At 60.2% G+C, this 15,584-nt stretch carries 12 protein-coding genes; 5 read left to right on the top strand and 7 right to left on the bottom strand.

Translation table 11 applies throughout. From position 1 onward, the window contains the following. Positions 1 to 104 precede the first annotated feature (104 nt). Positions 105 to 1,388 (top strand): MATE family efflux transporter, encoded by a 1,284-nt coding sequence (locus tag HUN04_15290; protein WDP90983.1) that lies wholly within the window; start codon positions 105 to 107, stop codon positions 1,386 to 1,388. A gap of 82 nt (positions 1,389 to 1,470) precedes the next feature. Beyond that, positions 1,471 to 2,289, top strand: coding sequence for an NAD(+) diphosphatase (gene nudC, locus HUN04_15285; GenBank protein WDP90982.1), 819 nt, complete (start codon positions 1,471 to 1,473; stop codon positions 2,287 to 2,289). Here nudC and HUN04_15280 read toward each other — a convergent pair. The 7 genes from HUN04_15280 to HUN04_15250 all read right to left on the bottom strand — a co-directional run bounded on the left by HUN04_15280 (position 2,286) and on the right by HUN04_15250 (position 13,768). Beyond that, positions 2,286 to 2,966: a YkgJ family cysteine cluster protein gene (locus tag HUN04_15280; protein ID WDP90981.1), complete on the bottom strand. Its 681-nt coding sequence runs from the start codon at positions 2,964 to 2,966 to the stop codon at positions 2,286 to 2,288. The genes nudC and HUN04_15280 overlap by 4 nt on opposite strands. Continuing rightward, positions 2,963 to 3,862, bottom strand: coding sequence for an MBL fold metallo-hydrolase (locus tag HUN04_15275; protein ID WDP90980.1), 900 nt, complete (start codon positions 3,860 to 3,862; stop codon positions 2,963 to 2,965). The genes HUN04_15280 and HUN04_15275 overlap by 4 nt, the downstream gene beginning before the upstream one ends. A gap of 12 nt (positions 3,863 to 3,874) precedes the next feature. Next, positions 3,875 to 6,523 carry an ATP-dependent helicase HrpB gene (hrpB, locus tag HUN04_15270; protein WDP90979.1) on the bottom strand — a complete coding sequence of 883 codons (2,649 nt, stop codon included), beginning with the start codon at positions 6,521 to 6,523 and terminating at the stop codon, positions 3,875 to 3,877. Further along, positions 6,520 to 6,984, bottom strand: coding sequence for an L-2-amino-thiazoline-4-carboxylic acid hydrolase (locus HUN04_15265; protein WDP93306.1), 465 nt, complete (start codon positions 6,982 to 6,984; stop codon positions 6,520 to 6,522). The genes hrpB and HUN04_15265 overlap by 4 nt, the downstream gene beginning before the upstream one ends. Positions 6,985 to 7,084: 100 nt before the next feature. Beyond that, a complete protein-coding gene (locus HUN04_15260; protein ID WDP90978.1) occupies positions 7,085 to 11,533 on the bottom strand; it encodes a DEAD/DEAH box helicase in 4,449 nt (1,482 codons plus the stop codon). After that, entirely contained in the window at positions 11,530 to 12,303 is a 774-nt protein-coding gene (locus HUN04_15255) for an endonuclease/exonuclease/phosphatase family protein (protein ID WDP90977.1), read from the bottom strand. Before HUN04_15255 ends, HUN04_15260 begins: the two co-directional genes overlap by 4 nt. A gap of 7 nt (positions 12,304 to 12,310) precedes the next feature. Then, positions 12,311 to 13,768, bottom strand: a complete 1,458-nt coding sequence (locus HUN04_15250; GenBank protein WDP90976.1) for a PLP-dependent aminotransferase family protein — start codon at positions 13,766 to 13,768, stop codon at positions 12,311 to 12,313. 116 nt (positions 13,769 to 13,884) lie between these two features. Between HUN04_15250 and HUN04_15245 the strand changes: the two genes are divergently transcribed. From HUN04_15245 to HUN04_15235, 3 genes are all read left to right on the top strand, one after another. Then, positions 13,885 to 14,079: a hypothetical protein gene (locus tag HUN04_15245; protein ID WDP90975.1), complete on the top strand. Its 195-nt coding sequence runs from the start codon at positions 13,885 to 13,887 to the stop codon at positions 14,077 to 14,079. A gap of 124 nt (positions 14,080 to 14,203) precedes the next feature. Further along, complete coding sequence (locus HUN04_15240) at positions 14,204 to 14,686, top strand: MFS transporter permease (protein WDP90974.1); 483 nt, start codon at positions 14,204 to 14,206, stop codon at positions 14,684 to 14,686. 33 nt (positions 14,687 to 14,719) lie between these two features. Continuing rightward, entirely contained in the window at positions 14,720 to 15,478 is a 759-nt protein-coding gene (locus tag HUN04_15235) for a phytochelatin synthase (GenBank protein ID WDP90973.1), read from the top strand. The last annotated feature ends 106 nt before the right edge of the window (positions 15,479 to 15,584 follow it).

Here is a 15,584-nt window from a genome sequence, read left to right as displayed (position 1 = left end):
GAAGAGAAGGCAGCATGAGGCACGGAACAGATTTAACCCAAGGGCCCATATTATCAAAACTGATTAAACTTTCCCTACCGATTATAGGCACATCCTTCATTCAGATGGCCTATAACCTGACCGACGTCATATGGCTCGGCAGGACAGGGCCTGCAACGGTTACGGCCGTCACCACAGCGGGATTCTTCCTCTGGCTTCTGATGTCCATTTTTTATTGTACGAAATCAGGGACTGAAGCCCTGGTCTCCCAGGCCGTCGGCAGAAAAGATATGACCATGGCAAGGCAGGTATCGGAAAATGCGCTGACGATCAGCCTTTATGGTTCCATACTATTAAACCTGCTTATCCTTGTTTTTTCCGGAACCCTGCTTCAGTTTTTCACCCTGGAAGCAGATGTCATGACCAAGGCTGTTTCCTACCTGAGAATCGTCTCTTTTGGAATGTGCTTTGCCGTGATCAACCCGGTCCTCAGTGCCATTCATATCGGGTTTGGCAACAGTAAAACCCCCTTTATTGTCAATTCCATGGGGCTTGGGGTAAACATTATTTTGGATCCCATTTTTATTTTTGGATTCATGTTTATCCCGGCGCTGGGTGCCCTGGGGGCTGCCATCGCCACTGTGATCGCAAATACGCTTGTGTTTTCCATATTCATATTCAAGTTGAAATCACGCAACTCCGTGATTCCGGGTATTCAACTGTTTAACCCCTTGATTAAAAAAGTTCTCAGGCGGATTTTTAAAATCGGAATTCCCATAACCATCCATTCGGTGGCCTTCTGCCTGTTCTCCATGTGCATCGGAAGAATCGTCTCTGCATACGGGACGATCCCTTTGGGCGTTCAGAATGTGGGTGCAGGCATCGAGGCGCTGTCATGGAACACGGCCCTTGGCTTTTCCACAGCACTTGGCGCTTTTACCGGTCAGAACTACGGGGCTGCAAACTATGACAGAATCAGGAAAGGGTATTACATCATTCTTCTTTTGAGTCTGAGTCTCGGCCTGATTGCAACCATTGCGTTTTTCTTCTTTGGAGAAGCGGTTTTTTCTTTGTTCACAAAAGAAATTGAGATGCGTGACACCGGCGTCCTTTACCTTAAAATACTGGCAGTTTCGCAGATTTTTATGTGCATTGAAATCACTTCTGCCGGAGGGTTTTACGGACTGGGCAAATCAAAACCACCTTCGATTACGAGTGTCCTTTTCACGGGGCTTAGGGTGCCTGCGGCGCTGTTTGTGGTCAATTATACGGCATTTGCCTATGCCGGCGTATGGTGGTGCATCAGCATCAGCAGTGTTTTAAAGGGAATTGTCGTTGCAGCGCTTTATTTTCTGACCCTGAGAAAGCTATCAATGCCAGGTACTGCGAATATCAGCGAAACGGGTTAGGATTGCCATCGGCCACAAAACGGTGATGGCCCTGTGCCCGGAAGAGACTGGACAGAACCGGCCTGCTGTGGTACCAGAGCCCATGAACTTTAGCGCATCACTCCCCGGGCCGGTCCCTGGCCGGGGCAAGGCCTTTTACGTTCTCCTGGACGACCTGTATATGGCGGCCGCCCCCGGAGAAACCCTCCCCTGCCTGGAGAGGGAGGAGGCCGCGGCCCTCTGCCACGCCCCCAGTTACTTTTTCGGATATCTGGGAAAAATGCCCTGTTATTGTGCGGCCCCGCATCCTGAATTCTGGAAAGACCCGGTACCGCCCTTTTCCCGTATCAGGCTCAGGTCCTTTTTCAACCGGGCCGATGAGGGCCTCAGGCTGGCCCTGGGGTACGGCCGCCAGGTCCTGGACCTCCATACCAATTTCAAATTCTGCGGCAGATGCAGCACCCCCACCCAACCCAAAACCGGCGAGCATGCAAGGATCTGCCCCGCCTGCGGCCAGACCGCCTACCCCAGGATATCCCCGGCCGTGATCATGTCCGTCACCCGGGGGGATGAAATTCTCCTGGCCCGCGGGGTCAATTTTCCCAATAAGGAGATGTTTTCGGTACTGGCCGGCTTTGTTTCCCCCTCGGAAACCCTTGAAGAATGCGTCAGAAGAGAGGTCTACGAGGAAACCCAAATCCGGGTGGACCGTGTCCGGTATTCACAAAGCCAGCCCTGGCCCTTCCCGGACAGCCTCATGATCGGTTTCACTGCGGAATACCGGGGCGGGGAGATTAAAATCGATCCCGGAGAAATCGCCGAAGCCGCCTGGTTCAATGCGGGCGACCTTCCCCTGATTCCCGACAGCTATACCCTGGCCGGCCGTCTCATCAGAAACTTTGTTAAAGGCGTTAAGGGTTAGAGTCCGGCCCCTGAAAACACATCCTCCTTCGCCAGCCAGCGCCGGGCTGCCGTGTCGTCGCTGAACAATATATCCAGCCCCTTGACCAGCCCCACCTGGAACGAGGGAAAGCCCTTGTCCGCCAGCACCTTGATAAAGACAGAGGAATACATGTCCGTGCAGGCCCGGTAAAGGGGGAAACAGGGCACCCGGACCTCCCGCCCCTGCTCAAAGCCCTGCCGGCAGACCGCCTCGTCCGTGGAGTGGTAGGCCCGGCAGGAAAAGGGGCGGATGGCATAGATCAGGCAGCGGCGCCGGTCATCCAGAAAGGGGCAGGGTGTCCGGGATTCATGCCAGAACGTTTCGGTCAGGGTATCTCCCTTGGAGAGGATCTCCTGTATCCTGGACCTAAAATATACCAGGCCCTCGGGGGTGGCCTGGCCCTGGAGCTCATAAAAAATCACCAGCAGCTCAGGGATGGACAGCCCCACTCTAAGATGGCAGCAATGGGCGCAACCTGCCTGGCAGGCCGTTTCTTCGGGGAGATCGAATACGGTGTGGGTAAACTCCTCCATGGCCTTTCCCAGCACGGGCAGGCTCACCCCGTGGTTCTCCAGGAAATCGTCCAGCAGGGACCTTGCCTTTTCCATGTGTGCGGCCAGCAGTTCCCTGGAGCGGCCGGCGGCCGGCCCCTTCATTTCCGGTCTCCGAACTGTTTTGCCATGAACCGGACCATCTGGCCCAGCACCATCTCCATCACCTCCCGGGGCAGAAAATATCCCGATGCCCGGCTGGAAATCTCTTCCAGGAGTGCCGCCACCGCCTTTTTCTCATCCCGGCAACGGCCGTAGGTCTCCTCAAGCAGGGCCCGCATCTCCCGGGCCCGGACAATGGATTTTGCCATGAATCCCCGGCCCGCGTCTCCGGCCACGGCCCCGTAATGTTCAGCCAGCACCACCTCAACCTCATAGGCCGCCATCTTTTCAAGGCTGGCCTGGTATGCGTCAAAATTGGAATTGGCTGCGGCAAAGATATCCTCCCCGTAGGGAATCCCGCCGGCATCCGATGGGCTGAGCACCTTTTCGGCCGGGATATACACCGCCATGGAACAGGAGGAATGGCCGGGGACCTCTATCATCTCCAGGTCAAGGTCCCCGCAGGGCACCAGGTCCCCGTCCCCCGCGGTCCGGTCTACCCCAATGGTGGTGATGTCCAGGCTCTTTTTCAATTCGTCCGGCGCGGTATCAGGCAGCAGCATCCGGTTCAGGGAGGAGATGGCCCCGACCACATCCGGCCGGGCCAGCATCTCCTTTGCCCGCACCGATGCCGTCACCGCCATCCAGGGCCAGAGCGCCTTGAGCCGGGGCACGATGCCCACATGGTCAAAATGGGAATGGTGGATCACCAGCCTGCGGATCTTTTCCGGGTCAACCCCCAGTTCATCAATCTGGCGGAGGATATCCGGTACGATATAGGTCATTCCGCCCCCCAGCAGGGCGTATTCATCCCCGCCGTCCACCAGGTAGACACAGGATTCATTCCGCCCCAGCAGGGTAATCCGGGGAGTCACAGGACCGGGCTGTTCAATTCTCATCGTGATTCTCCTTTATTTTTTCCTGGGCTTTGCCCTGGCCGTGGGCACTGCATTTTCCGGATCCTCCGGCCAGTAATGCTTGGGATAGCGGCCCATGAGATCTTTCTTCACCTCTTTATAGGTGTGTCGCCAGAAATTGGCAAGGTCCCGGGTGATCTGAACCGGCCGGGAGGCCGGCGAAAGCAGGTGAAGGGTGAGGGGCACCCGCCCCCGGGCCAGGGCCGGGGTGGCCGTCAGCCCGAACATCTCCTGCAGCCGCACCGCCAGCACCGGGGATGCCAGGGGACCGTTTTCATCCCCGTACCGGATGGGAATCCTGGAGCCCGAAGGCACCGTTATATGGGTGGGGGCATGGGCATCCACCAGCTGAAGCTGCTCCCAGGAGAACAGCCCCTTCAGGGCCCCGTCCAGGTCCACCTGTTTCAGGCCGGCCAGGGAGGTGATCCCGTCCAGAAACGGCCCCAGCCAGGTCTCCAGGGAACCGGCCAGGCCGCCATCCGACAGATCGGGCAGCCCTTTGAAAACCGGATCATCCAGGGTTCTTAAAAATCCCACCCGGAGCCTGAAGGCAGCGGCGGCTTTGGGCCAGGCCAGGCTGGCCGGTCCGGCGTCTGCAATCCCCTGGATAAGGGCCGATTTCACCGCTGCGGGATCGGGACGGGCCATGGGCCGCTCCCGGAGCACCAGCCGCCCGTACAGGGTCCGGGACAGGGCGGACACCGCCCCCTTTTCCCGGTTCCAGAAAACCCTGTCCTGAATGTCTACGGCCCCGGCGAAATCCCGCTCCAGATCATCCGCATCATAGGCGGCCGCCAGAAAAACCGCCGCGTTTTTGGGATTTCCGTCCACATGGACTGCCACCATGAACTCCCGGCTGGAAACAGGATTGTCCGACCGGAAAAAAAGGCCGGCCCCCGAGGCGGCCAGGTAGGCAAGGGAACCCGGGGAACGTTTTTTCGCAATCCGTTCCGGCCAGGCAAAGGCCAGCAGCCTTCCGGCGCCGGCAGTGTCAATTTTCCTTTCCTTGATCCTGAACTGTTTTGCCAATTGCCCGGCCCGGTCCAGCACGCCTTTTGCCCGGCTCAAATGAACGCCTGCCCCCTCCCGGCGGCCTTTTCGGGCCAGGCCGTCCAGGATTTCCAGGCGCAGCCCCGCATCCGGATCCGCGGCCGCCCGTCCCGGGGAGACAAAATCCCGCTCCTCCACCAGGGCGGCCAGGCAGCAGGCGGTGAACCCTTTGCCCAGGTCCTTTCCCTTGAGAATCATATGGGCCAGCCGGGGATGGGTACCGGCTTCGGTGAGCGCCTGGCCGTGGGCGGTGATCCGGCCCTGTCCGTCCAGGGCCTCCAGCTGTTTGAGCAGGGTGACGGCGGCCTTGAAGCTAGTTTGGGGAGGCAGATCCAGCCATTTTAAATCGCCGGGATCCGCCACCCCCCACCGGGCCAGTTCAAGGGCCAGGGGGGCCAGGTCGGCATTGAGGATTTCCGGGCGGTTAAAGGGGACCAGCCCCTGGTGCAGGTGCCGGGACCAGAGCCGGTAGCATACCCCGGGCCCGGTCCGGCCGGCCCGGCCCCGGCGCTGGTCTGCCGAGGCCTTTGATACGGCAAGGGTCTCCAACCGAGTCATGCCCCGGCCCGGAGAAAACCGCGGGGCATTGGCCAGGCCGGAATCCACCACCACCCGAACCCCCTGGATGGTCAGGGAGGTTTCGGCAATGGGGGTGGCCAGGACGATCTTACGCCGGCCCGGCGGCGAGGGGGCAATGGCCGAGGCCTGGGCCGCCGGCGGCAGGTTGCCGAAAAGCGGATGCACCCCGATGGTCTTATCCCCCTTTAGCTTTTCCCCCAGGGCATCGGCCATGGCCCGGATCTGGGCGGCGCCGGGAAGGAATACCAGGATGTCCCCCTCCTCCTGCCCCAGGGCGTTGACCACGGTTCTGAAGCAGGGGCCGAGGATCTCCCCGGCCTTGTCGCCGGGCCGGGCCCGGAACCGTCCGGCCCTCCCTGCCTGCCCGGTGGCAGGCCCGGGCACCCCTTCCAGGTAGTGGGTGGTCACGGGCCAGGTTTTCCCTTCCGAATGGATCACCGGGGCATCCGCCATCATGGTGGAAAGGGCCCGGGTATCCATGGTGGCGGACATGACCAGAATCCTCAGGTCCGGATTAAAGACCTCCGCCGCCTCCAGACTGAGGGCCAGCCCCAGGTCCCCGTGGATGTGGCGTTCGTGGAATTCGTCAAAAATAAGCAGGCCCACGCCTTCCAGTCCGGGGTCGGACTGGATCCGCCGGGTCAGGATGCCTTCGGTGATGATTTCAACCCGGGTGGCAGGCCCGATGCACCGGTCCATGCGGACCTGGAACCCCACGGTCTGGCCGGGTTTCTCCCCCAGAAGCCCCGCCATATGGGCGGCACAGGCCCGGGCCGCCAGACGCCGGGGCTCCAGCATGATAATTTTTTTCTTCTCCAGCCAGGGTCTGTTCTGAAGGGCCAGGGGGACCAGGGTGGTCTTGCCGGCCCCGGGCGGGGCCTGGACCAGGGCCCGCTTCCGGACCGCCAATGCCCTGTCCAGTTCGGGCAGTACATCAACCACGGGCAGGGCGGCGACGCCGGCCATTTTCTCCAGGCCCGGGGGCAGCAGATCAATTCCGGACGGCATGGTCATATATTTTCCTGCCCGGGTTCAGGGAATTGGTAGTCAAATTCACAGCAGTCATTCCCGGCCATTATGGTGGCGGGCCGTATCATCCTCGCCCCGGGATTGAACCCTTCCATGAGCGCCCCGTCCCGGTTGCAGGAAAACACTTGGCCCAGGCCGGCGGCGCCCAGGGCCCTGTACATCTCTGCATACCGGCACCGGGTCACCCGGAACTTCAGCCGGGTGTCGCTGATTTCATCCACTTTTATTTCCAGGGCATTGTCCCGGGTCCAGAACTTCAGGGCCTCCCTGAAATGGTCAGGGGTATTTCCTCCCATGGCCGCGGCCAGTTCCCGGCCCTGGTCCCGGGCGATCCCCATAATGGTCTGGCTGACGATTTCAACCACCCTGTCCCGGCCCAGGGCCTCCCCCAGGGATTCAATGACGGGGATGAGGATACGGGCCTCTGTCTCCCGCCGGGTCAGCACCCCGATTTTTTCCGTAATCCGGTCAATGGCATAGGGATTAAGGCGATCATCCCTGTCTTCAGGCAGGTTACCCGGTGTATGCGTTGAATCATTTTCTGATTTACTTCGGGGGCTCATGGTCTCTCCTTTGGAAAAGGTCCAGGGTCCTGGGGCCGGCATCCACCTCAAATTCCACCTGGAAAATATGTTTATAGGGGCTTGCCGCTGCCGGCCCGCCGTTGATGGTTTCGATGGTAACCCGGGGCAGCGGGTCAAAGGGCCGGGTCAGCAGATGGCGAAGGGGGGCCAGGTATCCGGCCAGCCCCGGGTCCTCCGGCGGCACATGGACGGCAAGTTCCCGGCCGCTGCGAAGGGAGACCAGCACCAGGTCGTTCCCCCTGTAAACCAGGTGGGTGGAGGCCAGCCGCCGGGGCAGCTTTAAGCGGCGGACCGCAGGCCCCAGGCCGCAGGGGGAGGCCGGGTCCATTCCGTTCATCCAGAATACGGCAGTCCGGTCCGGACCGGCCTTAAGCCGCCGGAAAGCACCCGGAGACATAAACTGGGGGCCCTCTATCCCCTTGAAAAAGGAGCCTGCCACCACCTCCCCGGACAATTCCATGAGATAGAGGGATTTGAACAGATCCCCCCACCGGAATCCCGGTGCCTCCCTTGCCGCCAGTTCCCGGAACAAAATCCCGTACCGGTCCAGAAGCAGCCTTGCCTTTTCCCTGTTTAATTCCTCCCGGTCCACCAGGTCGCCGTCACCGGCCGGGGCGCCCAGCCCCTCCGGCCGGAACCAGAAGCCGGCCATATCCGCCTGGCCCCCGGCCCGGGGCCGGAACCGCCTCAGTCCCCGGTGCCGGCTGTGGCGGGAGCCTTTCCGGGCAGCCCCGGACGGATCCCGGGGCAGTTTGAACTTATTGAGGATGCCCCGACGCAGGGCCAGAAAATTATCACTGGAAAGCCGCCCCTTCCACACCGCTTTCCAGAGGTCCGCGGCGAGTTCCGGAGCGGGCTGCTGGGTGAGTGACTTGAGAGTGGAAAAATCAAACCGCTGCTCCGGGGAGGTGAAGACCCCATCCCAGGAAGCGGCCCCCTCCTCGGGTTCAAAAAAAACCAGATCCGGATCAAAGCAGAAAAGCACCTGCTCCTTTTCATGCCCCATCCACCTTAATTCCCCCTCCTGGAAAACACTGTCCAGAAAGGACGGATGGTATCCCTTTACCCGGGCCGGCAGGATCTCCCGCTCCCACAGCCCTGCGGGCAGGGGGAGGCAGGCCAGTTGTTCCAGGGTGCTGAACAGGCTGTCCAGCCGGTCTCTGCCGCCGTTGCTCCCTACCAGTCCCTGGGTTTGGGCCAGAAAAAAGGGCAGCCGGCCGATCTCCAGGGGCTCGTCCCCGGGGCGGGAGGCCTTCCTCTGCATGCGGACCAAGGTCTCAAAATTTTTCGCATCGCAGATATCCGCATCCCCGCCCTCCTCTGCCAGACGGCCGGTAACCAGGTCCTTTGTTTCAGAAAGGCTGGAAATAAACAGGTCAAGGCGCCCATGATCCAGGCCCAGGACCCTTGTACAGAAGGCCGGGGAAACCGGGCCGTAGAATGAAATCCACTGGGAAAACAGGGCGATTCCAAAGGCCGGATCACCGTTGACACCGATCCGGGGCCCGTACCATGCCGAACGGATATCCCCGGTTTTTTCCCGGGCCGTAACCAGGTCGCCGCCGCCCCCCGGGATCCGGTCCAGCTTGTCCCGGACCGCCGCCATTAGGGCGGCTGCTTCATGGGCGCCGATTTCCTTTTCCAGCCCCGCTTCCAGCAACTGCCACTCCTTTTCCGGAATGGCCACCCGGTCCTTGACCCAGTCCAGGAGGTCGGCCGGGGTGGCCGGGGCATATCCCGGGGCCAGGCGCTGCCGCTTGAGTTCAAAGGCCTCAAGGATGTTTTGGGGGAGAACCGGCCGCAGGCCCTCGTCAAAGATCAGGCCTTTTATCAGCTCGTCTGTAAGGCTGGAACGGGCCGATGCCGGCTGGTCTTCCCGGTACATGTACTGGTTGATCTGGTTCCAGGCCATGGCCGCGGCAAAGGGGCTGGGCCGGGAGGTATGGACAACGGCCCAATTGATCTGCCCCTCAGCCAATTCCTCCAGCACCTGTCCCAGGGCCGCCATGTCAAATTCATCTTTGATGCAGGTGCGCCAGGTCTCCAGAAGTATTGGGAAATCCGGGTATTTGACGACATTTTCCATGAGTTTCTGGGCCTGGAGGCGGGTCATCCACAGGGGCATGCGCTGGTTGATCCGATGCCGGGTCACCAGCAGAGCGCGCCCTGCGCACTCCCTGAACCGGGCAGCGAAAAAGCCCGAGGACTCCAATTGCTTCATCACCATGGATTCCAGGTTTTCCCGGGTGACCAGGGAAAACAGGGTGTCGGGGTCCACCGGTCCGGGCAGCTGGATGATCACGGCATCGTTGCCCGGAAAAATTTCAGGCCGCTCCCCGAAATGTTGGGTCCAGGCAGCTTCCAGGGCCAGGGCAAAGGGACGGTTCACCCGTCCCCCCCAGAGGGTGTGGATCACCAGCATGGTGCCCGGGGCAGCCCCGGGGCCGGATCTCACGTATTCCAGTACAATGCGGCGGCGGTGGGGAATGGCTGCGGCCCTGGCCTGGCTTCGGCAGAACCGGACCAGTTCCCCGGCGGAGGCGTCATCCATGGCATAATCCCGGACCAGGGTGCCCCCCAGCGCCGCCACGGGCCCTTTTCCCCCGGCCAGGGCGGTATCGATATCTTCAAGGAAACGGCCGATGCGCCGGGAAAAATGGTAATCCCGGTCCAGCCCCTCGGCCAGCCAGAAGGGGGCGTCCATTCCCCTGTGGCCCGCGGGCAGGGCAAAGACATCGTCATGGGTGATCCGGGTGATTTTCCAGTTCTGGCTGCCCACGGTGGCGATCTGCCCCACCTTGGCCTCCCAGACATATTCCTCGTCCAGCTCCCCGATGCGGACCCGGGTCTCGGCGTGGCGCAGCTTATAGTATCCCCGGTCCGGGATGGTCCCCCCGGACATGTACAAAGAGAGCAGGGCCCCTTTTCTGGCCGCCACCCGATTGTCCAGCCGGTCAATGGAGACCCTGGGCCGCAACTCACGGATCCGGGTCTCCCCGTAATATCCGGCCAGCATGTTCAGCACCAGGTCAAACCGCACCCGGTCCAGGCGGTGGTAGGGGGCAGAGGAACGGATAAAAGAGAAGAGTTCATCCACATCCCAGGTGTCCATGGCGGTCATGGAAATCAGGATCTGGGCCAGGACATCCAGGGGGGCGTCCACGGGGGCCAGGGGCTCGATATCGCCCTGGGCCACGGCCCGGGCAAGCACGGCGCTGGGGATGAGGTCCTGGGCATGGGCCGGATAGAGTCGGCCGCAGCTTTCCATGCCCACCCGGTGGCCGGCCCGGCCCAGGCGCTGCACCGCCGAGGAAACGGCAAAGGGGCTCTGGACCATGATCACCTCATCCAGTTCCCCGATATCAATCCCCATCTCCAGGGAGCTTGTGGCCACAATGGCCTTGAGGCCGCCGGACCGCAGCTTTTCCTCCACGTCGGTCCTCAGCTCCCGGGAAAGAGACCCGTGGTGGGCGAAGGCCACCAGCCTTCCGGCGGCATTGTTGATCTTATAGGCCAGCTTTTCGCACAGCCGGCGGCCGTTGGTAAACAAAAGGGTGGCCCGGTTCTTTTCGATACGCTCCAAAAAGGCATCGGCCAGCAGATCCCAGACCGAGAAATCCATTTCCTGGTCTTCTTCCAAAGGCCGCCGGGGAAAACAGATCTTCATTTGATACTGTTTTTGAATATCCGAGGCAATGCATGCCACGGGCCGGGGGGCATAGTCAGTGGCCAGGGCCGGGCCGGACAATTCATATCCCCCCACCATCCGGGCCACGGCCCTGGGATTTTCAAGGGTGGCGGACAGGGCAATGCGCTGGAATTCACCGGATAGCCGGACCAGGCGGTCCACGGCCGTGATCAGGTGGACGCCCCGCTTTGAACCGGCGCAGGCATGCACCTCATCCAGCACAACGGTTTTGATCCCCCCCAGAATGAGGCAGCCGGATGTTGAACTGATCAGCAGGTTCAGGCTTTCCGGGGTGGTGATGAGAATCTCGGGGGGGTGGCGGTACATTTTCCGGCGCTCCCCCTGGGGGGTATCCCCGCTTCGGGTGAGCACCCGGATTCCGGGAAAATTTTCTCCGGCCCTTTCAAAGGATTCCCGGATCTGAGCCAGGGGGCTTAGGAGGTTTTCCCGGATGTCATTGTTCAGGGCCTTGAGGGGGGATACGTAGAGCACCCTCACCTGCCCCCGGGACCAGGCGCCGGTGGCCAGCTGGTTCAGGGCCCATAAAAAGGCGGTAAGGGTCTTGCCGGAGCCGGTGGGGGCGGTCACCAGGATATGCTCCCCTGCGGCAATCCTTGGCCAGGCCTCTGCCTGGACATCCGTGGGAGCACCCTTGGCCCGGAGAAACCAGTCCCGGATCAGGGGATGGAAGGGAAGGATCCCGGCATCTGTTTCCGGGCTCATCTGGCCCGGGCCTCAAGGGTAAAGCGGGCCTGGACCGGATAATGGTCCGAGGGGAACCGGCCTGAAAAGTCATCGTCAAGGACCCGGGCCCCCTGCTTCTCCAGGCCTCCCCGATAGAGGATCCAGTCGATGTGGGGGCCATTGCGCCCCCCCTTGAACTCATGGAAAGTGGTGATCTCCTCCCCGGAAAAGACCTCATGGAATCCCCCGGCAGAAAACCGGTCGGCCGCCGGAGAGTCCGGTTCCGCATTGAAATCCCCGCAGACCAGGGCCGGCAGCCCCGGGGGGAAGGTATCGATAAACGCCATGACCAGGCCGGCGCTTTCCGCCTGCACCCCGGCGTCAAAATCAAAATGGGTATTGGCCGCCAGGATCTGCTGCCCCTGCTTTTCAAACCAGCCCACCACGCACTGCCGGGGCCATTTCGACCCGTCAAGCTTTGAGGGGATATCCGGGGTGTGGCTTAAAAAATGGTGGCGGCTGCCCAGGCAGGTCCAGTCCTCCCGGTAAAAAATCATATTGGACTGCCACCAGGGGACCTCCCTGTTGTAATGGCCGATGTGGCCGTACCCGCTCAGGGTCTCCTTCAGAAATGCCGCCTGGAAATGGTTCACCTCCTGAAAGCAGATAAGGTCAACCGGATACCGGCCGAGGAGACGCCGGACCAGTTCCCGCCGCCGGTCCCAGCCGTTGTCCCCGTCCTTGGCCAGGCCGAACCTGAGGTTCATGGTCATGATACTGATCTGGTCAACGGTTGCCTGGGTATTCATTAGTTTCCTATGCCTTGGTTACGGAATTCTTGTCGGCCAATTGGTACACGATCTTTCCGATTTGCGCAACGGCATCCTCCACCTCCTGGTCCCAGACCCTGCCGTAGCCGATGCGGATATACCGCTCAAAGGCATCAAAGCTGGAGCATAAAAACCCCGGGAGAATGGAGATCCCCTTTTTTTTGGCCTCAAAATAAACCTCCCGGCCGGACACCCCCCGGGGCAGTTCCAGCCAGAGGGAGAGCCCCCCTGCCGGAGAGGTCATTTTAACGGATGCCGGGAAGTAACGGTGGACGGCGGCGGCGCAATAGCCGTGCTGGCGCCGGATGGTTTCCCTCAGCCGGCGCAGGTGGCGATCATAGGTGCCCTCCTTGAGGTAGGCGGCCACCAGGGCCTGGTTCAGGGTGGGGGAAATCAAAGAGCGGTTCAGCTTCATCCGCTTGATGATTTTTTTAAACCGTCCCGGCACCACCCAGCCGATGCGCAGCCCCGGGGCCAGCACCTTGGAAAAGGAGGAGCAATAGAGCACATTGCCCTGGTCATCCCATTTTTTTACGGGGTTGGGCCGGGATGCACCAAAGTAGATGTCGCCGCAGATATCGTTTTCTATGATGGGAATCCCCCTGGCCGACAGCAGGGAGAGGGCCCGTTTTTTGTTGTCGTCGGGCATGATAAAGCCCAGGGGATTCTGACAATTGGGGTTCATGATGCAGGCGGCGATCTTTTCCCTGTCCAGTATGGCCGCCATCCGGTCCAGGTCGATGCCCGTGACCGGATCGGCGGGAATTTCCAGGGCATACATCCGGGAATCCATGATGATCTGCCTCAGCCAGGGATCTGTGGGGGATTCCACAATGATGGCGGCGCCGGGTTCGGCCACGGCCTTGAGGCTCATGTCCAGGGCCTCGGTGCAGCCGTTGGTGATGATGATATCCTCCTGGGTAATATGGGGAAGGATGGGAAAAAGCAGGTTGGATATCTGGTGCCGGAGCAGCCCGTCCCCCTGGGGATGGGCATATCCGGCGATGAGCCCGGGGCTCTCTTTTTTGGAAATGGTGCGCAGGTGGCTGTGCAGCCGTTTCACCGGCAGATGCCCCGGGGCCACGGTGACGCCCCCCAGCTTGAGTACGCCGGGGTCGCTCATATCACGGGTGAGTTCATGGATCAGCCGGTCCATGGTCACCTTGACGGGCACCACCTCGTGGTCCCGGATTTCCGGCACGGGCCGCAGCCGTTTCCGCCGCGGCCGGATAAAATACCCGGACCGGTGCCGGGACTCCACAATGCCCCGCTTTTCCAGCTCCACATAGGCCTGAAGCACCGTGGTCATGGAGTATCCCGTGGTCCGGCAAAGGGCCCTGAGCGAGGGCAGCTTTTCCGAGAGCCGGTATCCCCCGCTTTCAATGCGGGCCTGAATCCTGTCCGCCAGATCCGAATAAAGGAATTTTCCCTCTTGGTTTTTCACATCTGCTCTGCTTTTTTTTTAAAGGTTCTGCTTCTGTTATTTTTGTATCCATAACTATATTCTTTTACAACAGGATTTTTAATGAACGTAAAGGTTTTCACCATAAGGAGATAAAAATGAAAAATTACTGGTTCACAATGATGCGTTATCTGGTGGCCGGCGAAGACTCCAGGCCGGGTATTCAGGACTATTGGCGGAACGGATTTCTGGCGGCCCACACCCCGCTGCAGCGCAAACTCCTGGAATGCACCAAAGTAGCGGTGCTCCTGGCCGTTTCCTTTTCCATAATGAGCTGGCTCTTTCCCGCCTAGTTTTTTAAGGGGCTTTTGCCAGTTCATTCTTGTCCATCCACAGGTTTTAGGGTAAATATTCTTTTGGGGCTGATTGTTCAGCCCATCTAATTTATTTAGACCGAATAGAGAGGACAAGGAACGCATGGCCCCGCACCACAAAACCATTGTCATCCCCAAAGAAAAAGCCGTCTTCCGCATGGACGGCAACGGCATCTGGCACAACGAACACGGCCGGTTCGAGCACCCGAAAATCATCAGCCATTTCAACCGGTCCATCCAAAAGGATAACCAGGGATACTTTCTAAGTCAGATGATTGACGACCAGCGGGAGGAAAAGGTCTATTTCCCCTATGAGGAGACCGCTGTTTTTGCGGTGGATGTCAGATCAAAGGACACCGGCAACGAAGGGGAGACAATCGTTTTGGTTCTCAACACCACCGACAGGTTTCCCCTTGATCCTTCCACCCTGTTCATCCGGAACGACAGCCTCTATATCGACGCCCCCGACCACCTGATCAAATTCAGCCAGCAGGCCCTGGCTAAAATGGTCCGGCGCCTGGAGGATACGGACCAGGGACTGGCGTTGAAAATGGGCGGCACCGAGACCCTGATTCCCCAGCGGTAAGGCCGGCCTGCCTGCGAAGAGAACCAAAACGCCATGCCCCTTATCTACAGATATGTCGTCCGCATCCTGCTCATGGTGCGCTATTCTTTCCACCGCCTGACCCGCACCGGCTGTTTCGGTCCGGGCCAGGCCGAGTATTTCACCCCGGGACCGTCGGAAAAAAAGGGCCCCACCCTCAGGGCCGGACTGTTCCGCCACCATGTCAAACAGTTCCACGAGTCCTCATGTTCCGTGGCCTCGGTGGTTTCTGCAGTCAATACCCTGGCAGAACACACCCGGATGCCCTTGGACCGGCCCGTCACCCAGCAAGAGATCCTGGACCGGGTCAGGGCGGCCCACTGGAAGGAAAGAATGGGACCCGACGGCCACAACGGCAGAAGGGGGCTTCCCATTGACATCCTTGCAGAGGTGGTCCGGGCCAGCCTTACGGCTTACAGGATTCCCCATTCCAGGGTTGAGGTGGTCCGGGGCAGGGGCGGCAAAGGCACCTTGGCGGCCAAAGCGGATATTGTTGCCGGCCTGAAGGCGTTCCAGACCCGGGACGACTGCCTGGTCATCGCCCATTTCGACCAGGGCAGCTTCGTCAAGGAACTGAACATCCCCCATATTTCCCCGGTGGGGGGCTTTGACCCGACCACCGGAAAGGTCATTATCCTGGACGTGGACCCCTCCCAGCCCAGGCCTTACACCCTCCCCTTTTCAAGATTTTACCGGGGCATTTCCACGGGCTACGGCGGCCTCTTTTCCCATTTCGGCTACGGCCGGGGCGGGATAGTTATCATTCACCTTTAAAAAGTCTTTCTTAACTAACTCAGTCTGCCATCCTTGACTCTCGTCAAACCCATCCTTATATTTCTCCTGATTGCAGAAAAAAATCTGCATCTAAAATAAAAATATC

Origin of the sequence: Desulfobacter sp. (assembly GCA_028768525.1) — a bacterium.
Taxonomy (GTDB): domain Bacteria; phylum Desulfobacterota; class Desulfobacteria; order Desulfobacterales; family Desulfobacteraceae; genus Desulfobacter.
Note: the sequence above shows the minus strand (reverse complement) of the source record. Positions and strands in the feature narration are given on the sequence as shown.